Here is a 21,771-nt window from a genome sequence, read left to right on the forward strand (position 1 = left end):
TAAAGTAAATTTATTGATTGGTAAGTTTTCGTTTTTCCCATTTAATGTCACTAAGTACACCAGATTTGATTCCAATGAAAAAATTCCAGCTGGCACTATCTCCAAAAGGAGTCCAGTTAAAAGCCATTCTCCAACTCAATAAATCCCTTTCAAAACGTAATTGAGTAAAGGTAACACCCTTTTGAACAAAATCATATCCTGTAGAAATTCCAGCTTTCCATTTTGGTGTTAAATCTGCATTTGCAGAAATCATAATAGAATTTCCGGTTATTTTCTTTTCTCTATTATTGTTTCCATAGGTCAAAGAATAAGCAAATGTCATATCCCATGGCAATTTTGATCTAAAGAATTCTGAAACAACATCTTCACCTTCATTGTCCTCATCAAACTGACTTTTTCTAATATTATTAGCATCAATATTTGATCCAAATAAATCATCTTCACGCCCTCCGTTTCTTTTGCCTTGGTCGTTTTTGTCTTTTTCTTTTTTCTCTTTTGTACTTGATATTGAATAATTCATGGTCAAATTGGCACTGGTCATTCTAAAAAGACTTCCTCCATTATTGATATTGAAAACATCTATTCTGTTTCCCGAGTTGTCAATCGCGTACGGGTCAAAAGTGGCTCCAAAATTAGCGCTCAATTTATTGTCAAAAAATTGGGTTCCACCGCTTACTCTTACTGGTGCCCAAGCAAGCTCCTTGGCATCAAAATTATAACTCGTTGAAAAATTCAAATTGTTAAGTAACATTATTTTCTTAGGCTCAGTTTTGGTACTGTCCTTATCTGCTACTTTTGCCTCAAATGTATTACTAAGATTGAAACCAACAAAATTGGAACTATTCATGCCTGGGGTGCCATACATACCTCCTTCAAATCGTGTGTAATCTTTTTGCATAGTCCCACTGCCATCTGTTGCATAAGTATCGTAATATTTCTCAAAACTTGGTGTGTAACTATGTGAAATTGCGGGACGCATTATATGTCGAATGGATTTTATTATTTTGTCGTCACCAAAATTGAATGTACCATAAATTGTTGTTCCAACACTTGTAGAAGAGGAGTATGTCCTAAAAGAGTCAAATCCTTTTACATCTGTGGTAACAACGGTGCTTAATTGGTCGTCATAATGTTTGTCGATTGTGTTAAAATACCAAACTTCCTCATAATTTAAAGACGAAGAGACACTAAAGTATTTGAAAATTTTAAAATTGGTACTTACTGGAATTGTATGTTGGAATCCTAGTTCTCCGTCTCTGAACATTTCAGGTTTGAAAAATAATGAATCGGTTGTTACAAAGCTGTTTTTTCCGTTTAAATTGTATTGTAAGTTGATGTTTTTGAAGATTCCCTTTTTTGCTCCGTCATTTAGTGCAAATGGATAAATACGATCCAAGCTAAACTGAAGCGTAGGAAGTGTCATGTTGATTACTTTTGTATTCGTATTTTGGGAATGTGTTGCAGTTAACGATATTCTACTTTCTGGAACAGAATGAAAGACAGTACTGTACGATATGGAGGAACTCAAAGTATTGTTTAATGAAGAACCAACATTGACTTGATTAATTGTTTGCTTAAAATATTCACTACTCCCCAAATTCACAGAAGCAGAAAAAGTGGAATTTGGATTAGCTTTCGAATCTTGAGAATGTGACCATTGAATATTGTAAATTTTAGTTTTTGAATAATCTGGATACCCTCTCTCACTGATGATATTGTTCTCAAATCTAATATTAACATTCCCTTGATAATGGTACCGATTGGCATAGGAGGATTGTGCATTTATACCGTAACTTCCATTGGTGTAATAATCTCCAAGTAGTGTTAAATTATAATGGTCGCTTAAAGCAAAGTAATACCCCCCATTTTGAAGAGAGAAACCTTTATCGTTGGAATCATTGTAGGATGGTAATATGATTCCCGAAGTACTGGTTTCTTTTGAAAGAGGAAAATAAGCAAAAGGCAAAAATAATGGGGTGGGTACCCCTTCAATCACCATATTGGTAAAACCTGTAACTATTTTTTTACCAGGAATAAATTTTATTTTATTGGTTTGAAAATAATATTCAGGATTGTCTACATCTTTTGAAGTGGTAAATCTAGCTCCTTTTAAAAAATATACCGAATCGTTTTCCTTTTTAGTTATAGCTGCTTTTACGTTGAATTCTCCTTGAGAAGATCTTGAATTCCAAATTAATGCTTTTTTAGTTTTAAAATTAAAACGAATTGAATCAGGTTCGATAACATTTGAACCTTGTTTGAAATTTGGAAATTGTGTGTAATTGCCAAGTGAATCTTTTATTCTTCCGGCATAAACCTCGTTTTTTTCGTAATCCATTACTATAATACCCGATTTTAATTCAACATCTTGGTAGTATAATTCGGCTTTGTCATACAAAGTAATGAGTTTCTTTTTTTGTTCAATCCTTGCATATTTTTCTGCTTTGTATTTTACTTTACCATTAAGAAAGTTTTTTTTAACTTTAATAGTGTCCAATTTAATGGTGTCAGTAGGGGATTCAGCCAAAGGATTTTTAATACTATCTTCCTTGATCGGTTTCTTAACTTCTTGTTTCTTAGAAGGAATTGATGTTTGTTTCTTTTTTATATCTTGGGAATATAAATCAGAACATCCTAAAGATAGGAAAAATGATAGTAAAACGATATTAAATAAGTTTGTATGCAAAGGTTTAAATGCTATTTTTGTAAAATGAAGACTCGAATATTCGCGAGCCAAAATTACTATAATTTTTTGGCAAAAATAATCAAATCATAAATTTATAACGGAAGTCTTATAATTAAATTAACTAATAGATGTATATATCAAAAAAAATAAAAATTGCATTCACATTTTTATTAGTGATGTTGGCCATGGAATCGTATAGCCAATCGAATGATTTTAAAGTTACTTTAGATGCTGGTCATGGAGGTCATGACTTTGGTGCGAATTATAATGGACGGATTGAGAAAAATATTGCATTGGCCATTGTGTTAAAAGTGGGTAAAATTTTGGAATCATATCCTAAGGTAGATGTAATATATACTAGAAAAACAGATGTTTTTATTGATTTGATAGAGCGTGCCAATATTGCCAATAGAGCTGATTCTCATATTTTTGTTTCTATACATTTGAATGCCAATAGAAATACCGCTGCAGATGGGACTGAAACCTACGTTATGGGGATGAATAAGATTGCTTCAAATCTTGAAGCTGCAAAAAAGGAGAATGCAGTAATCACAATGGAAAAAGATTATAAACAAAAATATGAGGGTTTTGATCCAAATTCTCCAGAAACCATGATTGGTATGACTTTGATGCAAGAAGAATATTTAGATAATAGTATTTCATTAGCAGGTAAGGTAGAAGATGAATTTGCAAAATTAGGTAAGAAATTAAGACATGGAGGCGTGAAGCAAGCACCTTTTATGGTTCTGCATAAAGCGTATATGCCTAGAGTTTTAATTGAAACTGGTTTTATCTCGAATCCTGTCGAAGGGGATTTATTAAATTCGGAAGAGGGGCAAAATGATATCGCCAGAGCTATTGCAAACGCAATAATCAGTTATAAATATGACTATTTTGGAGATGGAGGAGCAGAAACTTTTGGAGAAAAACCTTCTCAAATCCTTAGGGAAAATCCTGTAAAAAGTTCTGAGAATGTAGAGGTAAATAAAGAGATCATTAAAAAAGATACTCTGGGTTCAATTTATAAAATTCAGTTGTCAGCCAGCAAAAAAAAGGTAGCATTGGAACCTAAAAATTTTAAAGGATTGCAAAATGTAAAACTTGTTTATGAAGATAATATTTATAAATATTTCTACGGTGAAACTTCTGATTATGAAAGCGCGAAGAACCAACTAACTGAAGTGAAATCGAAAGGATATGATTCGGCTTTTTTAATAGCATTCAGAAATGGAAAGAAAATAAGTATTCAGGAAGCAATCAAATAATACTTATAAATTCGAATATTTTATATTAAATTTGCCCATTAAAAAAACAAAAATTTTGAAAATTACAAGAGAAATAAAAACTGCCGTTTTAGTTATTACATCAATTTTATTATTCATTTGGGGATACAGTTTTTTAAAAGGAAAAGACCTTTTTAATAGTTATAAAACTCTTTATGTTGAATATGCTAACGTAGAGGGACTTGCGCCTTCAGCTCCAGTAACAATCAACGGACTGAGCATTGGAAAAGTGAAATCCATATCGATTGGTGAAAATGGGAAATTATTGGTTGAATTGCAAATAGATACTGAGTTTCCAATATCAAAATCAAGCACGGCTACAATTTATGACGCCAGTCTTATAGGCGGCAAGCAGGTTGCTATCCATCCTAATTATTTAGACAAAATTATCGCCGAAAATGGGGATTACCTAGCGGGGACTATAGAGGCTAGTCTTATGGCTTCATTGGGCGATAAAGCGGCTCCAGTTATGGCTAAAGTAGAGAAATTAATGACTAGTGCGGATAAATTAGTTACTAGTTTTAATTCTGTTTTGGATGCAAAAGGACAAGCAGATTTAAAAAAGAGCTTGGCAGAACTTAGCGCTACTATGGAACAATTCCATAAAGTGGCTTTGAATGCGAATATAATATTGGATGAAAACAAAGGTCAGTTGAAAGGCGTAGTTTCTAATTTCAACAAAGTTTCGGATAATTTCGTTAAAATTTCAGACTCATTAAATAAAGCTGATTTAGGACAAACTGTTAAAAATTTGAATACCACATTAAGTAAAGTAGATGCATTAATGAAAGGTTTAGAGTCTGGAAAAGGTACTATGGGGAAATTGCTGAAAGACGAAGCTCTTTATGTTAATTTAGAAAAAACTTCCAAAGAGTTAGAATTGCTTTTGCAAGATGTAAGATTGAATCCAACCCGTTATGTAAATGTTTCTGTTTTTGGTAAGAAAAACAAACCATATGTTGCTCCAAACGATTCTATAACAAAATAAAAAACTAGTATTTATGAGTTACCTTAGTAATGTGTTATTTGCCATAGTATTGATTATTGGATTCGGGTATTTTTATTCGAATGTGAAAAAAATCATCAGAAATATTAATCTTGGTGTTGATGTTAATCGTAAAGATAATGCAAAAGCGCGTTGGAGAAATATGGCAATGATTGCTCTTGGGCAATCCAAAATGGTAAAAAGACCCGTTGCTGGAATACTGCATATCATAGTTTATGTTGGATTTGTTATTATTAATATTGAATTATTAGAAATCATTATTGATGGTTTATTTGGAACTCATAGGATTTTTGCTCCGCTTGGAGTTGTTTATGATTTTTTAATTGGTTCTTTTGAAATATTGGCTTTTTTGGTATTATTTGCTGTTACTGTATTTTTGATAAGAAGAAATATAATTAAGTTGAGAAGATTTATTCATTCTGATTTAAAAGGCTGGCCAAAAAGTGATGCTAACTATATTTTGTATTTTGAGATTACTTTAATGACTTTGTTTTTATTAATGAATGCCTCCGATTTTCATTTGCAAAATGTACCCGGAGGATTTTCACATTTTATAAAAGCAGGTTCTTTTCCAATAAGTCAATTTATTGCTCCTATTTTCAACGGAATGTCCAATGAATTGGTGATGTTGTTGAATGAAGGCTTTTGGTGGTTGCACATTGTTGGAATTTTGGTTTTTATGAATTATTTGTATTTTTCTAAACACCTTCATATTTTATTGGCTTTCCCAAATACGTATTTTGCAAACTTAAACCCACAAGGACAGTTTGATAATTTGGCTTCGGTAACTGCAGAAGTGAAATTGATGATGGATCCCAATGCTGACCCATTTGCGGCAGCGCCAGTTTCTGAAAATGAAGTTCCAAGCAAATTTGGTACCAGCGATGTCCAGGATTTAAACTGGGTTCAGCTATTAAATGCCTATACATGTACTGAATGTGGTCGTTGTACTTCTTCTTGTCCTGCAAATCAAACAGGAAAAAAATTGTCTCCTCGTAAAATTATGATGGATACAAGAGATAGATTAGAAGAAGTAGGGAAAAATATTGATGCTAATAAAGGTGTTTTCGTACCGGACAATAAATCGCTATTGAACGATTACATAACTCCTGAAGAATTATGGGCATGTACTTCTTGTAACGCCTGTGTGGAAGAATGTCCTGTAAACATCAGCCCGCTTTCTATTATTATGGATATGAGACGTTATCTTGTGATGGAACAAAGCGCAGCTCCAATGCCTATAAATGCTATGATGACCAATATAGAGAATAATGGTGCTCCTTGGCAATACAGTCAACAAGACCGATTGAACTGGAAAAACGAAATATAGTTTAATTGGTTATTCGTTTAAGCGTTTAACCGATTCAACATTTAACCGATTAAACAAAAAGAAATGTCAGAAAATTTAATTGTGCCAACAATGGCCGAAATGCTAGCCCAAGGAAAACAACCAGAAGTTTTATTTTGGGTAGGTTGTGCAGGAAGTTTTGATGATAGAGCAAAGAGAATAACAAAAGCATTTGTGCGAATTCTAAATCGTGCCAATGTTTCTTTTGCCGTTTTAGGTACAGAAGAAAGTTGTACTGGAGACCCTGCAAAAAGAGCAGGAAATGAGTTTTTGTTTCAAATGCAGGCCATGATGAATATCGAAGTGCTTAATGCTTATGAAGCAAAAAAAATAGTTACTGCCTGTCCGCATTGTTTTAATACTTTAAAAAATGAATATCCTGAATTGGGAGGCCATTATGAAGTGGTTCATCATACAGAATTCCTTAAATCATTGTTAGATTCAGGACGTTTAACTATTGAGGGAGGGCAATTTAAAGGGAAACGTATTACTTTTCATGATCCTTGTTATTTAGGCCGAGCCAATAATGTATATGAAGCACCGAGAGATTTAATTCAGAAATTGGATGTTGAATTACTAGAGATGAAACGTTCTAAAGCAAATGGTTTATGTTGTGGAGCAGGAGGAGCGCAAATGTTTAAAGATGCCGAGCCTGGCAATAAAGAAATCAATGTGGAAAGAACAGAAGATGCTCTTGAAACAAAACCGGATATTATTGCGGCAGGTTGTCCTTTTTGTAATACTATGTTGACCGATGGAGTTAAAAATAAAGAAAGAGAAGGTGATGTCAAAGTTATGGATATAGCTGAATTGATTGCAAACGCACAAGATTTATAAATAATGGCTATAAGAAAATTTGTTTTCCTGATGTTATTGCCAATATGGAGTTCCTTATTCGCTCAAACTGCAGTTAAAGTAAATTTTCAAGATTCAATTCCCGATTCGATTGCTGTCAAACAATTAAAGTTTAATGCCAAGCAATTGATACTCCCAGTCACTTTGATTGGATTTGGAGTAATTGGGATCAATAGCGATCAATTAAAAGATCTAAACTCCGAAATCAGTGAAGAGGTAGTAGAACACATTGATAAGCAAATAACAATTGATGATTTTACCCAATATGCTCCAGCTGCTTCAGTTTATGCTTTAGGAGCTTTTGGAATAAAAGGGAAAAATAATTTTAAAGATAAATCAATTATTCTTGCCACCTCCTTTTTACTAATGACTATAACAGTTACTGGATTAAAGAATGTTGTTAAAGTTGAAAGACCCGATCTAACAAGTGATAATTCTTTTCCTTCAGGCCATACGGCAACCGCTTTTATGGGAGCCGAATTTCTATATCAGGAATATAAGGATGTTTCTATTTGGTATGGTGTTTCTGGATATGCTATAGCCACTTTTACCGGAGCATTTAGAATGTATAATAACCGGCACTGGCTTACCGATGTTGTTGCAGGAGCTGGAATTGGTATATTAAGTGCAAAAGCTGGATATTGGTTGTTTCCTAAGGTTAATAAATTATTTGCGTCAAAAAGTAATCCAAACAAGAAATCTGCGTTTATTCCTTATTACGATGGGAAACAACTTGGGTTTGGGTATATTTCCTCTTTTTAACCTAAATATAAGAAGCTAGAAAATCTAAAATCATAAATCTGCAGTCTCAAACCTGCAACCTAAAATTATAAATATCATGTACGTTCCTTTTGAAAATTTACCCGAAGAATCCAGAATTTGGATTTATCAATCAAACAGAAAATTTTCGGATGCCGAATTTTCTGAAATTGAAACTGATTTGCAATCTTTCCTTAACGAATGGGCTGCACACGGAACTAGTCTTGAGTCTTCCTATTTGTTGAAATACAATCGTTTTATTATTATTGCCGTAAATCAGGAAGTTCAAGCGGCAACAGGTTGTTCTATAGATTCTTCAGTTGAATTTATCCAAGGTTTGGAAAAAAAATACGATGTGGATTTGTTGGATAAAATGAATGTAACCTTTAAACTTGGGGAGCACATCGCGCACAAAACATTGATTGACTTTAAGAAAATGGTTAAAGACAAGGCTGTAACCGAAAACACGATTGTCTTTAATAATTTGGTAAACAATATCGAAGAGTTCAATGAATCTTGGGAAGTTCCCGCAATGGATAGTTGGCATAGTCGATTTTTTTAAAACAATTTTACAAAATCAATATGTCCAAATTCCTTTCTCTTTTTGTATTTCTTTTTTGTTTTTCAATTTCAAATGGCCAAAATTCTGATATAGATCTTTTAAAGAAAATAAATTTAAATAGAAATAAAGATCTTGAATCAACAATGGTTGGAATTACCAATAGCGCCATGCCTGTCAGCATCGGTACTCCTGTGATAATTTATGTAGTCGGATTAATTGAAAAAGACAGTACTACAAAGAAAAAAGCAATTTTCATTGGTGAATCTTTGGCAGCTTCTACATTTATTTCTTTAGCGTTAAAAAGTATTACCAAAAGAGATAGGCCTTATGTTACTTATCCGGAAATTGATAATGTCACAGAAGAAACTAGTTATTCTTTTCCTTCGGCTCATACTTCGGCCGCATTTGCAACAGCCACATCATTGAGTATGGCTTATCCAAAATGGTATGTTATTGCTCCATCTTTCTTGTGGGCTGGTGCGGTAGGATATTCGCGTATGTACTTGGGTGTACATTATCCGACAGATGTTTTAGCCGGTGCTATTGTAGGTAGCGGTTCTGCTTTTTTGTGTTATAAATTGAATAAATGGATTAACAAAAAAAGAGCTCCTCACCAGAAAAAGCTTTGGGAGTAATTGTAGTATTCACTTTATACACATTTAGTTGTATTTTGGTTTTCAAATTTTAAAACGTATTTTTGTTTTTGTGAAATGGACTAGTACTATATTATCAATTGTGTTTTTATTGCTTTCCTGTTTGCCTTGTGCAGATAAGGGAGGAAATAGTTTGTCACAAACTCTTGTAGAAAAAAGTAGTTCAGAACATAATCAGGATTATGACGCTTGTTCTCCATTTTGTATTTGCAATTGTTGCAGTTCGCAAATTTTTGCTTTTGATACTACTATTTGTAGTCTAGATTTAGTCATTATCAAAAAGACAATAGAAAATAAAATTCCTGAATACAAATCAATTTTTGCTTCCAATTTCTTCGGAAGTATTTGGCAACCGCCTCAAATAGTATAATGAAACCTGATTCCAATTAGTATTGAAGATTGGGATAGAGAGCTGTGGCTTTTCCACAGAAAAAAGTGGACCTTTTTGGGTCTGATTTCTCATTCATTATATTAAAACAATGGTACAAAAAATCATTACATTTTCAGTAAACAACAAGTTGATTACGGGAGTCTTATTGTCCATTTTTGTTATGTTTGGCGTTTATTCATTTACGCAATTAAGCGTTGATGCATTACCGGATGTGACGAATAATCAGGTGCAAGTAATAACTAATGCACCGAACCTCGCTACTCAAGAAGTAGAGCAATTTATAACTTATCCATTAGAAACTGAATTCAAATCATTGTCCGATATGATTGAATTACGGAGTACAAGCCGTTCGGGTTTGTCTGTAATTACAATTGTTTTCAAAGATAATGTACCCGCTAATATTGCCCGCCAACGGGTTGATGAAAAAATAAAAATGACGACGGATAATATTCCGAAACAATATGGAATACCAGAATTATTGCCACCAACGACAGGACTTGGCGAAATTTTTCAATATGTATTGGTTCCCCAGAAAGGATATGAAGAGAAATATGATCTAACTGAATTAAGAACAATTCAGGATTGGATTGTACGTCGTCAATTATTAGGTACTGTTGGAGTTGTAGATGTGAGCAGTTTTGGTGGAAAATTAAAGCAATACGAAGTTTCTGTAAAGCCCGAAAGATTGGCAGCCAATAATCTTACTCTTATTGAAGTTTTTGATGCGTTACAAAATAACAATGAAAATACTGGCGGGAGTTACATTGACAAAGGACCTAATGTATATTTTATTCGTGGAGAAGGATTAATCCAAAATATTGAAGACATCAATAATATTGTCATAAAAAACAACTCAGGTGTCCCTATTTTGATAAAAGACATTGCCGAAGTTAAATTTGGTTTTGCCCCACGTTATGGAGCTATGACCAGAAATGGAAAAGGAGAAACTGTTGGAGGAGTTGTTCTAATGCAAAAAGGGGAGAACGCTGTTAGAGTAATTGAACTTGTTAAAGGAAAAATACAATCGATAGAAAAATCCTTGCCGAAAGGCGTAAAAATTGATGTTTTTGTTGACAGAACCAAACTTATTGAAAAAACGGTCAGTACGGTTTCCACCAATTTATTGGAAGGTGCATTAATTGTGATATTGGTTTTAGTTTTGTTTTTAGGTAGTTTGCGAGCTGGTTTAATTGTTGCTTCAGTTATTCCTTTGGCAATGCTTTTTGCAATAATCATAATGAATCTCTTTGGCTTGAGTGCCAATCTGATGAGTATGGGGGCCTTAGATTTTGGACTTATTGTAGATGGTGCCGTAATTGTTGTTGAAGCTACTTTGCATATTTTTTCTAAACACTATAAGAACAATATTCTTTCTCAAAAGAAAATGGACCATGAAGTAATAAAAAGTTCTTCAAAAATAATGAGTTCTGCCATTTTTGGACAAATTATAATCCTGATTGTTTACATACCATTATTTGTATTGAGTGGAGTAGAGGGCAAAATGTTTATGCCAATGGCGCAAACGGTAAGTTTCGCAATACTTGGTGCATTATTACTTTCACTAACTTATGTGCCATGGGCGAGTAGTATATTTTTAAGTAAAAATATCAATAACGAACCGAATTTTACCGACCGATTTATCAATAAATTGAATAATTGGTATCACCCGGTTTTGGTTATTGCATTGAAAAGAAAAGTTGAAGTTATATGCATTGCAGGTTTTTTGCTTATTGCTTCGATATTCATTTTTAATTCATTGGGAGGTGAGTTTATTCCTGAATTGGATGAAGGCGATTTTGCAATGAATTATACAATTCGTCAAGGAAGCAGTTTGCCACAAAGCATTGAAGTGGGCACACAGTTGGAAAAATTGGCACTGGCATTCCCAGAGGTAAAAGAAGTAGTTAGTAAAATAGGGACCAGTGAAATTCCTACTGATCCAATGCCTATAGAAAGTGCTGATATTATTATGGTTTTGAAAGATAAAAATTATTGGACAACAGCAGATAATAAAGAAGATTTGGCCGAGAAAATGAATGAAAAATTAAGTCAGATTCCAGGTTGTAATTTATCTTTTGAACAACCCATTCAAATGCGTTTTAATGAACTGATTGCAGGGGTAAAATCGGATATTGCCATAAAAATATTTGGTGATGATTTGGATAAATTATTTTCGGAAGCAAATAAGATGGTTCCAATTATACGGGGAATTCAAGGTCTCACGGATATCAAAGTAGAGCAAGTTACAGGAATGCCACAATTGGTTGTGAAATATAATCGAAACAAAATTGCACAATACGGATTGAATATTGCCGAAGTAAACCGCATTCTTAACACGGCTTATGCTGGTGGGATAACCGGAGTGGTGTATGAGGGAGAACGCAAGTTTGATTTGGTTGTTCGTATTCCTAAAAATGAAAATACCGATATTGACGCTTTAAAATCTTTGTTAATTCCAACGCCGAGCGGAAATCAAATTCCGTTGAACGAAGTGGCCGAAATCTCTTTCAAAACTGCACCATCACAAATAAGCAGGGAAGAGGCACAGCGAAGAATTGTCATTGAGGCCAATGTTCGCGGTAAAGATGTAGAAAGCGTAGTTTTGGAAATCCAAAAGAAACTCGATGCTAAATTAAAATTGCCAGAGGGTTATTTCATAAAATATGGAGGGCAATTTCAAAACCTTCAAGAAGCAAAAGGTAGATTGCTATTGGCTGTTCCGGTTGCGCTTTTACTTATTTTCTTTCTCCTCTTTTTGTCGTTCGGCTCTCTCAAGGAAGCAACGATAATTTTTTCAGCGATTCCTTTGGCTTCTATTGGTGGAGTTTTAGCTTTATGGGGGCGAGGAATGAATTTTAGTATTTCGGCGGGTGTAGGTTTTATTGCGCTTTTTGGCGTCGCTGTTCTGAATGGAATCGTATTAATCAGCTATTATAATCAGTTAAAAGAGGAAGGAGAAGACAATTTATTGCAACGTATTTACAAAGGAAGCAGTGCCCGATTAAGACCAATTTTAGCAACAGCAACAGTTGCATCATTAGGTTTTCTGCCAATGGCTTTAAGTACAAGTGCAGGTTCGGAAGTTCAAAAACCTTTGGCAACAGTTGTAATCGGTGGTTTATTGACCTCGACATTACTAACTTTATTTGTTTTACCTGTGTTATATTATTTAGTCATGTCTTCAAAAAAAATAAAAGTAAATCCAAAAATTGCATCAATCGTTGTTTTGTTTTTTACTTGTTTTTCTTTTAATGCAAATGCACAAACTTTTACTTTGCAAAATGCACTCGATTTGGCAACCAAAAATTATCCAACGATGCAACAGGCTTCTTTACAAACGGAGCAACAACAGGCATTGACAAAAACGGCCACAGTTTTGGATCCATTCAATATTAATAGTAATTTGGGGCAAATGAACAGTAAATTGTTTGATTACAATTTGGGAGTTGCTCAAGGTTTTAAATTGTCGAATAAAGCAGATCGGAATCTTTTGAATCAAAATGTAACCGTTGCCAAATCATTTGAAGCGGTTACCAAAAACGAATTGATTAAAAACGTTTCAAGTACATATTTTATGTGGATTTACAATGTGCAACAGTACAAGTTATTACTTGAAATAGATGCTCTTTTTGCAGATTATGAAAAGTATGCAGACAAGAAATTTCAAGTAGGTGAAAGTAATAAACTCGAAAAAATTAGCGCCACATTGCAACACAAAGATTTAAAAATGCAATTATCAGAGGTCAATACTCGAGTCTCTTTTTATTTGGCTGAATTGCAAAAATGGACAGGAAATGTTTTAGTTTATGAAGCTCCGGCAAAATATGAAACATTGCAAGAAGTTGATTTGAGCGATAGTACATTGGTTAAGAATCACCCAGTTTTAAAGCTTTTGCAGCAGCAGATTATCGCAAAAGAACTGACTATAAAATCAGAAAAGGCCAAAGCAAATCCATCATTTAATGTTGGTGTGAATGCACAAAGTTTGGACAAAGAAACTCCGTTTTATTATGGAAGTGTAGGAATTAATATTCCATTATTCAGAAACGGAGTTGAAGCAAAAACGCAAGTGGCAAAATTAGAAACCGAAATTGCTAAAAAAGAATTGCAGAAATCACAACAGGAATTGGTTACTGTTTATTTGCAACAATACCAGCTCCAAAAACAATATTTGGAGCAACTCAATTATTATAAAAACGAAGGAATTTCAATGGCTGAAACGATTGTAGATTCGGCTCAGAGGCTATACAAATCAGGTGATATTGGTTATGTTGAATACACCCAAAACCTGAAGGATGCCAACAAAATCAAGAATGATTATTTGACTGTAATGAACAATTACAATCAAACGATAATCAACATTCAATTTTTACTAAATAAATAAAATACAGTAATGAAAAATAATATAGCAATCATACTCTTCTTATTTTTGGGTTTAATCTCTTGCAAAAATGATTCCAGTAAAGAGAATCCCATAAATGATTCAAAAAAAACAGTAGAAGATAAATCAGTAGTGACTTTTACAGATGCCCAAATCAAAGCGACAGACTTACAATTAGGTAATTTTGAAAACAAAAATCTAACTACAACATTGAAAATCAATGGAAAATTATCGTTGCCTCCACAATATCAAGCACAGGTGAGCATCTTGGCTGGAGGTGTTGTTAAAAATATTTTGGTCCAAGAAGGAGAGTTTGTAACAGCTGAGGAAACGTTGGCAACCATTGTTAATACTGAAGTGATTCAATTGCAGCAAGATTATTTAGAAAACAATGCCAATCTCAATTACTTGGAGCAAGAATACCAACGCCAAAAAGAATTGAGAGAGGATAATATAAATGCAGGTAAAACATATCAACAAGCACAAAAAGAATTACAGATTGCTCAGGCAAAAAAAGTAACACTAGGATCTAAATTGGCACAATTAGGGATAAACGCAGGTAAGTTGACATCAAAGAATATTACTTCAAGTATTGCTATTTCTGCACCTATAAGCGGTTATATTCAGCATATTAATTTGAGTATGGGTAAATATGCCGACGCAAATGCTGTATTGTTTGAAATCATTGATAATCGATTTTTACATTTGGATTTAAAAGTCTTTGAAAAGGACATTCACAAAATAAAAATTGGCCAATCAATTACTTTTAGTGATGCAAATGATGTTTCGCATACACATCCAGCCAAAATTTATGCTATCAACAAAGCATTTGAGCCCAATGAACAGGCAGTATTGGTACACGCAAAAATAAATGAAACCACCGAAACTCTTTTGCCGGGAATGTACGTAGAAGCACGCGTGAAAATTGATAACAACAACACAACGGCTCTTCCAACAGAAGCTATTGTCAGCAATGGAAACGATCATTTTATTTTTGTAGCAACGGGGAAAAATACGTTTCAACAAATAAAAGTGACTATTGGCACTTCAGATTTAGGCTTTACAGAAGTTAAGGTAATTGATCTAGTTCCTGAGAATACAAAAGTGGTAATCAAAGGTGCGTATTATTTGCTGTCGGAACTAACCAAAGGGAGCGGAGAAGAATAGATATAATACCTATTTTTGTTAATGAATATTTAAGGTATTGAAAATGAAACTATTTAAGTCTATTTCTAGAACAGTTTGGATACTCTCTTTGATCAGTTTGTTTACTGACACTGCTAGTGAAATGTTGTATCCTATAATGCCTATTTATTTAAAAACAATTGGATTTTCAATTGTTTTAATAGGGGTTTTAGAAGGTTTTGCAGAAGCTTTGGCAGGTTTAAGTAAAGGTTATTTTGGTGAATTATCGGATAATTCAGGGAAACGCGTTCCTTTTGTACAACTGGGGTATGCATTAAGTTCTATTTCAAAACCGATGATGGCTATTTTTACATTTCCAATATGGATTTTTTTCTCGCGGGCAATGGATCGATTCGGAAAAGGGATTCGTACTGGCGCAAGAGATGCTATTCTATCTGACGAAGCAACTACAGAAACTAAGGGGAAGATATTTGGATTTCATCGTTCTATGGATACTTTTGGTGCAGTTTTGGGGCCATCTTTGGCAATATTATATCTTTATTTTTATCCACAGCATTACAAAACACTTTTTTATATTGCTTTTGTTCCGGGTTTATTAGCAATAATGGCTTCTTTTTTTTTGAAAGATAAAAACAAGAAGAGTTTGCCAGAAGTAAAGGCAACGTCTTTTTTTTCATTTCTAAAGTACTGGAAAACGAGTCCGTTACAATATCGCAAAATTGTGATTGGGCTTTTGGCATTTGCGGTCTTTAATAGCTCGGATGTTTTTTTAGTTTTAAAAGCAAAACAACTTGGTTTAAGCGACATCTCAGTTATAGGAATTTATATTTTCTATAATTTAGTCTATGCTCTTAGTGCTTTTCCATTAGGTTTTTATGCTGACAAAATAGGGCTAAAGAAAATGTTTATTTTTGGACTATTTTTATTTTCGATAGTATATTTTGGAATGGCGCTTAGCACCAATATTTACATTATTGCTTCATTGTTTTTTATTTATGGAGTATATGGTGCGGCAACTGAAGGAGTTTCAAAAGCCTGGATTAGTAACGTTTCCGATAAAAAAGATACAGCAACAGCAATTGGAACATATTCAGCATTTCAAAGTATTTGCGCTATGATTGCCAGTTCGTTGGCGGGATTTATTTGGTATGAATTTGGAGCAAATACAACCTTTGTTGTTACGGCTATAGCAACAGTAATTGTTATTGCTTACTTCCTGTTTTTTAACGAATACCCAAAAAAAACAATATAAAATGAACAGAGTTTTTAATCATAATCACAAATGGAGAATGGCGACCCGAGCATAAGGGAACAGGCGAAGCAAATTATTTTTCTATAAAAAATAAATATTATCTGGATATGAAACAAATGGAAAAGCAAGATATAAACGGCAAAGAGTCGTGTTGTACCATTAAAGAAAAAACAAGCGCAAAAAATAACAATTCAAGCTGTTGTTCGACTGACAATGAATCGGAAAATCATGATGAGGAAGATGGTCACGATCATGATCATTCACACGGAGATGGAAGCTATTTTCAAATGTTCTTTCCATCTGTAATTTCTTTTTGCTTATTGCTGATAGGAATTGTTTTCGATAATTATTTCCCTCAAACTTGGTTCAAAGATTGGGTTCGAATTGGCTGGTACTGCGTTGCTTATATTCCAGTTGGTTTCCCAGTTATAAAAGAAACATTTGTAAGTATTAGAAAAGGTCAATTTTTTTCTGAATTTTCATTGATGGTAATAGCGACTTTAGGTGCGTTTGCTATTGGACAATTCCCTGAAGGAGTTGCCGTAATGTTATTTTACTGTATTGGTGAGAATTTTCAAGGACTGGCAGTTAAAAGAGCCAAGTCTAATATTAAAACATTATTAGATCAAAGACCTGATTATGCTACCGTTTTAGATGGGAATAATGCCGTTTTGACAAAAGCATCTGCAATTACTATTGGATCAATCATTCAATTAAAACCAAACGAGAAACTGGCTTTAGACGGAAAACTACTTTCTGAAAGTGCTGCTTTTAATACGGCTGCTTTAACAGGTGAAAGTAAACCGGAAAGCAAGAAAAAAAATGAAATTGTTTTGGCGGGAATGATTAACTTAAATAAAGTTGTCGAAGTCGAAGTTACAACTGCGTACACCGATAGTAAACTTTCAAAAATACTAGAAATGGTGCAGGAAGCGACGGTCAAAAAAGCACCAACCGAATTGTTTATTCGAAAATTTGCTAAGCTCTATACACCAATTGTCGTTTATCTAGCTTTGGCAATTTGCCTGATACCTATGTTTTTTGTTGCGGATTATGTATTCAGTGATTGGTTATATCGAGCTTTGGTTTTCTTAGTGATTTCGTGTCCTTGCGCTTTAGTGATTTCTATTCCGTTGGGGTATTTTGGAGGAATTGGAGCCGCAAGTAAAAATGGAATCCTGTTCAAAGGCTCCAATTTTTTGGATATAATGGCAGCCATTCAAGTAGTTGTTATGGACAAAACTGGAACACTTACCAAAGGTGTTTTTAAAGTTCAAAAAGTGGTAGCTGTTGGTGTTTCTAAAGATCAGCTGGCAGGATATACTGCCGCGTTGGAATCTAAATCTTCGCATCCTGTTGGAACAGCAATTGTTGAATATACAAAAGTGTTAGATAAAACTTTAAAAATTACTGAAGTTGAAGAAATCACTGGACACGGACTTAAAGGAAAAATCAATGATACTGAAATAATCGTGGGCAATGCTAAGCTGATGAAACAATTCAATATTAATTATGATTTAGAATTGGACAATTCCCCCTTTACAATCATAATTGTGGCCATGAATAAAGTGTATTCCGGTTATTTTTTAATTGCTGATGAAATAAAAGATGATGCCAAAGCGGCTATTCAAAGCTTGCGTAAAATAAACGTCAAAAGCATAATGCTTTCTGGCGACAAACAAGCTGTCGTTGATGCCGTTGCAAAAGAACTGAATATCGATTTGGCTTACGGAGATTTATTACCCGAAAATAAAGTGGAACATGTCGAAACTTTAAAATCACAACTTCTAAAAGTGGCATTTGTTGGTGATGGGGTAAATGACGCACCTGCGATTGCACTTGCAGATGCTGGAATTGCAATGGGCGGATTAGGTAGTGATGCCACCATCGAAACTGCCGATATTGTCATTCAAAATGACCAACCTTCAAAGATTTACACAGCGATTAATATTGGGAAACAAACCAAAAAAATTGTGTGGCAAAATATTACTATGGCCTTTGTGGTAAAAGCTGTTGTTTTAATACTCGGAGCTGGAGGTTTGGCAACGATGTGGGAAGCAGTTTTTGCAGATGTTGGTGTTGCTTTATTGGCAATTTTGAATGCCGTTCGGATTCAAAGAATGAAATTTTAGATTTAAAAAAAAACATCAAGGATGCTTGTGTAAAACTGGCATTCTTTATTAATTATAATATTCCTTTTTAACATGGCATTAGCAATAAATCAGTACAAATTGATTAAATTTGAATTGAAATAATAAAAGTAAAAATGAATAAATTTCACTTTTTAGTAATTATATTATTTGGCTTCTTACTGATGCCAAGTGGTGTTTTTGCATGTGAAAATAATTCTGCTAAACATTCTTCTCGAAAAGAAATTTCTTCGAAAATGTGTAATGATGATTGTTGTAAAAAGGATGGTCATTCAAAAAACAAAAGCCACGAAGGTTGCGGTGGTAAATGTAATCATTCGAAATGCGGTTGTGCTTCTTCTTGCAATACATCTATTTCGATTACTGAATGGAATATTGATACCAATCGTTTTAATTTTTCCTCAGCAAAGCAAAACTTTTTTAACTATGAGACCACTATTTCTTCCGGTTTCAACTCTTTATGGCTTATACCAAAAATAAGCTAAATCAAATTTTGACAGCCATACGTGTGTCAAATTGGAAGCAATTCTTGCTTTAAAATCATTTGTTTTATAGGGTAATTGAATTATAGTTTATTTCTATGGTTTTGTTATTCTAAAGCCAATTAAATTCAAAATTATTTAAACTTAAAACAAAACGGCAATTACTAAATCGAATCTTTCGATGAAGTTAATTTCCCGTTTATTAAAATCAAAAAAAAATGAAAAATTTAATTATCATATTAAGTGCATTTTTTGCATTTAATACAGTAGCATCAGCACAGAATGTAACAAAAAAAGAGGATCAAAAAACAATTTACGTTTGCCCTATGCATCCTGACGAGACAAATTTAAGTTCTGGTAAATGCCCAAAATGTGGAATGGATTTGGTAAAAACTACCGAAAAAATTGATACACATGCTCTCAAAGGTAGTCAACCTATGACTAAAACGGTAACAAAATATGTTTGTCCAATGGATGGCACAACTTCTGATAAACCGGGTAAATGTTCCAAATGTGCAATGGCAATGGTCAAAACTACTGAGAAAATTGATTTGTACCCGCTAAAAGGAAGTCAGCCTACTAGTAAAACTGTGACAAAATATGTTTGCTCAACGGACGGTACTGTTTCTGATAAACCAGGTAAATGTTCTAAATGTGGAATGGATATGGTAAAAGTCACTGAAAAAGTTAATTTACACCCGTTAAAAGGAAGTCAGCCTACCAGTAAAATTGTAGTAAAATACGTTTGTCCAATGGATGGTTCTACTTCTGATAAACCGGGGAAATGCCCTAAATGCGGTATGGAAATGAAGCAAAATGAAGATCATAAAAACTAATCCGATCTGTCAATAACATAAAAATTTAAAAATGAAAAAAATAATTCTTTCAGTAGTAGCAATAACAATCATAATGGTTTCTTGTAACCAAAAAAATAAACAAGAAGAAACAGTTAATTCAGAAATAAATAAACCTGAACCTGAAACTACAACTGTAAAAGTCAACCCAAATTCTTTTTCCATTAAAGAAATTGTAACCGATTATTTGTCTTTAAAAAATGCATTGACTAAAGATGATTCTAATGCTTCTGCCGATGCTGGAAAAGCAATGGTTGAAACATTGGAGAAAATTGATATGAAAAAATTGTCCGGTGAACAGATGAAAATTTATATGGATATTGCTGATGATCTTAAAGAACACGCGGAACATATAGGTGATAATGGAGGAAATATTGCGCATCAAAGAGAACATTTTGTTTTAATGAGCAAAGATATCAACGATTTGATAAAGACCTTTGGAACAGAACAAAAACTATATCAAGACTTTTGTCCAATGGCTGATGAAGGTAAAGGTGCTATATGGATTAGCGAGCTGAAAGATATCAAAAACCCATATTTTGGTTCTGAAATGCTTACTTGTGGTTCAGTGAGAAAAGAATTTTAAGATGAAAAAAATCTTCAAAAAGATGTTTTTTATTGAGTTCATTGACGCACAGACAATCGTTAGCATTTCACCTAAATACTAAACATTATGGTAGAAAAATTAGTATCATTTTCATTAAAAAACAGATTCGTAGTCTTGCTCGTTTCGGTCTGCTTATTTACTTGGGGTGTTTATAGTGTGCAACAAAATCCTATAGACGCTATTCCCGATTTGTCCGAAAATCAAGTAATTGTATTTACGGAATGGATGGGAAGAAGTCCACAGGTTATTGAAGCACAGGTAACTTATCCTTTGGTATCCAATCTTCAGGGAATTCCAAAAGTGAAAAACATTCGTGGTGCTTCTATGTTTGGAATGAGTTTCGTCTATATTGTTTTTGAGGACAATGTTGATATTTATTGGGCAAGAACCAGAGTTTTGGAACGACTGAATTATGCTCAACGGCTTTTACCTCAAAATGTAGTTCCAACTCTAGGACCTGACGGCACGGGGGTTGGCCATGTTTTTTGGTATCATTTAGATGCAAATGGTATGGATTTGGGTGAGCAAAGAGCCTTGCAAGATTGGTATGTGAAATTTGCCTTGCAAACTGTTCCGGGAGTTGCAGAAGTAGCTTCTTTTGGAGGTTTTGAAAAGCAATACCAATTGGTTTTAGATCCTTTGAAAATGCAATATTATAAAGTCAGTATGATGGAAGTGATGAACGCCGTCAAAGCCAACAATAACGACGTTGGAGGGCGAAAATTTGAAATGAGTGATATGTCATACATCATAAGGGGTTTGGGATATATAAAAAACATAAAGGATGTTGAAGAGATTGCCATCAAGAATTACAATTCCATTCCGGTTCGCGTAAAGGACATTGGTTCCATCCAAATGGGGGGTGATTTGCGTTTGGGTATTTTTGATGAAGATGGCAAAGGTGAAGTAGTTGGTGGTATTGTAGTAATGCGATACGGAGAAAATGCCGATAAAGTGATAAAAGCAGTTAAAACCAAAATGAAAGAAGTGGAGAAAGGATTGCCTGAGGGAGTGACTTTTAAAACTTCTTATGACAGAAGCGAATTAATAGAAAAAGCCATCACTTCAGTAAAAGGTACGCTAATGGAAGAAATGATTGCCGTTTCGATAGTGGTATTACTTTTTCTGTTTCATTGGCGAAGTGCTTTAATTATTTTGATCCAAATACCAATATCTGTGGCAGTTGCCTTTATTTTTCTGCAGGCTTTTGGAATATCTTCAAATATTATGTCACTGACGGGAATCGCTTTGGCGATTGGTGTTTTGGTTGATGATGGAATTGTGATGGTGGAGAATGCATATAGGACAATTTCGGAGAAACAGGAAGAAATGGATAATAACCAACACCCTATTTAA

17 protein-coding genes are annotated in these 21,771 nt (G+C 33.8%); 16 read left to right on the top strand and 1 reads right to left on the bottom strand.

Annotated elements, in window-relative coordinates; translation table 11 throughout:
- Window positions 1-10 precede the first annotated feature (10 nt).
- A complete protein-coding gene (locus DOS84_RS12470; RefSeq protein ID WP_424320175.1) occupies window positions 11-2,686 on the bottom strand; it encodes a putative LPS assembly protein LptD in 2,676 nt (891 codons plus the stop codon).
- A gap of 128 nt (window positions 2,687-2,814) precedes the next feature.
- Here DOS84_RS12470 and DOS84_RS12475 point away from each other — a divergent pair, with 128 nt between their 5' ends.
- The 16 genes from DOS84_RS12475 (at window position 2,815) to DOS84_RS19395 (ending at window position 21,771) form a co-directional block, all read left to right on the top strand.
- Window positions 2,815-3,951, top strand: coding sequence for an N-acetylmuramoyl-L-alanine amidase family protein (locus DOS84_RS12475; RefSeq protein WP_111410448.1), 1,137 nt, complete (start codon window positions 2,815-2,817; stop codon window positions 3,949-3,951).
- 55 nt (window positions 3,952-4,006) lie between these two features.
- A complete protein-coding gene (locus tag DOS84_RS12480; RefSeq protein WP_111410508.1) occupies window positions 4,007-4,957 on the top strand; it encodes an MlaD family protein in 951 nt (316 codons plus the stop codon).
- Between the two features lie 13 nt (window positions 4,958-4,970).
- Complete coding sequence (locus tag DOS84_RS12485; RefSeq protein WP_111410449.1) at window positions 4,971-6,305, top strand: 4Fe-4S dicluster domain-containing protein; 1,335 nt, start codon at window positions 4,971-4,973, stop codon at window positions 6,303-6,305.
- A 63-nt stretch (window positions 6,306-6,368) separates the two neighbouring features.
- Window positions 6,369-7,160 (top strand): (Fe-S)-binding protein, encoded by a 792-nt coding sequence (locus tag DOS84_RS12490; protein ID WP_111410450.1) that lies wholly within the window; start codon window positions 6,369-6,371, stop codon window positions 7,158-7,160.
- Between the two features lie 3 nt (window positions 7,161-7,163).
- Complete coding sequence (locus DOS84_RS12495; RefSeq protein ID WP_111410451.1) at window positions 7,164-7,940, top strand: phosphatase PAP2 family protein; 777 nt, start codon at window positions 7,164-7,166, stop codon at window positions 7,938-7,940.
- A 76-nt stretch (window positions 7,941-8,016) separates the two neighbouring features.
- Window positions 8,017-8,499, top strand: coding sequence for an ABC transporter ATPase (locus DOS84_RS12500; protein WP_111410452.1), 483 nt, complete (start codon window positions 8,017-8,019; stop codon window positions 8,497-8,499).
- 20 nt (window positions 8,500-8,519) lie between these two features.
- Window positions 8,520-9,134 carry a phosphatase PAP2 family protein gene (locus DOS84_RS12505; RefSeq protein WP_111410453.1) on the top strand — a complete coding sequence of 205 codons (615 nt, stop codon included), beginning with the start codon at window positions 8,520-8,522 and terminating at the stop codon, window positions 9,132-9,134.
- A 70-nt stretch (window positions 9,135-9,204) separates the two neighbouring features.
- Window positions 9,205-9,522 carry a DUF6660 family protein gene (locus DOS84_RS12510; protein WP_124020643.1) on the top strand — a complete coding sequence of 106 codons (318 nt, stop codon included), beginning with the start codon at window positions 9,205-9,207 and terminating at the stop codon, window positions 9,520-9,522.
- Between the two features lie 109 nt (window positions 9,523-9,631).
- The gene (locus DOS84_RS12515; RefSeq protein WP_111410455.1) at window positions 9,632-13,927 is read left to right on the top strand and encodes a CusA/CzcA family heavy metal efflux RND transporter; all 4,296 of its coding nucleotides are present in this window, start codon (window positions 9,632-9,634) and stop codon (window positions 13,925-13,927) included.
- A 9-nt stretch (window positions 13,928-13,936) separates the two neighbouring features.
- Window positions 13,937-15,091 (top strand): efflux RND transporter periplasmic adaptor subunit, encoded by a 1,155-nt coding sequence (locus DOS84_RS12520; RefSeq protein ID WP_111410456.1) that lies wholly within the window; start codon window positions 13,937-13,939, stop codon window positions 15,089-15,091.
- Window positions 15,092-15,134: 43 nt separating this feature from the next.
- On the top strand, window positions 15,135-16,322 hold the full coding sequence (locus tag DOS84_RS12525) for an MFS transporter (RefSeq protein WP_111410457.1): 1,188 nt from the start codon (window positions 15,135-15,137) through the stop codon (window positions 16,320-16,322).
- Window positions 16,323-16,429: 107 nt separating this feature from the next.
- A complete protein-coding gene (locus tag DOS84_RS12530; protein WP_111410458.1) occupies window positions 16,430-18,454 on the top strand; it encodes a heavy metal translocating P-type ATPase in 2,025 nt (674 codons plus the stop codon).
- 134 nt (window positions 18,455-18,588) lie between these two features.
- The gene (locus DOS84_RS12535; protein WP_111410459.1) at window positions 18,589-18,957 is read left to right on the top strand and encodes a hypothetical protein; all 369 of its coding nucleotides are present in this window, start codon (window positions 18,589-18,591) and stop codon (window positions 18,955-18,957) included.
- 215 nt (window positions 18,958-19,172) lie between these two features.
- Window positions 19,173-19,790: a heavy metal-binding domain-containing protein gene (locus DOS84_RS12540; RefSeq protein ID WP_111410460.1), complete on the top strand. Its 618-nt coding sequence runs from the start codon at window positions 19,173-19,175 to the stop codon at window positions 19,788-19,790.
- 31 nt (window positions 19,791-19,821) lie between these two features.
- Window positions 19,822-20,394 carry a DUF3347 domain-containing protein gene (locus DOS84_RS12545; RefSeq protein WP_111410461.1) on the top strand — a complete coding sequence of 191 codons (573 nt, stop codon included), beginning with the start codon at window positions 19,822-19,824 and terminating at the stop codon, window positions 20,392-20,394.
- Window positions 20,395-20,481: 87 nt separating this feature from the next.
- Window positions 20,482-21,771 (top strand): efflux RND transporter permease subunit, encoded by a 1,290-nt coding sequence (locus DOS84_RS19395; protein ID WP_111410462.1) that lies wholly within the window; start codon window positions 20,482-20,484, stop codon window positions 21,769-21,771.

It is taken from the genome of Flavobacterium aquariorum (genome assembly GCF_003254745.1).
Classification (GTDB): Bacteria; Bacteroidota; Bacteroidia; order Flavobacteriales; family Flavobacteriaceae; genus Flavobacterium; species Flavobacterium aquariorum.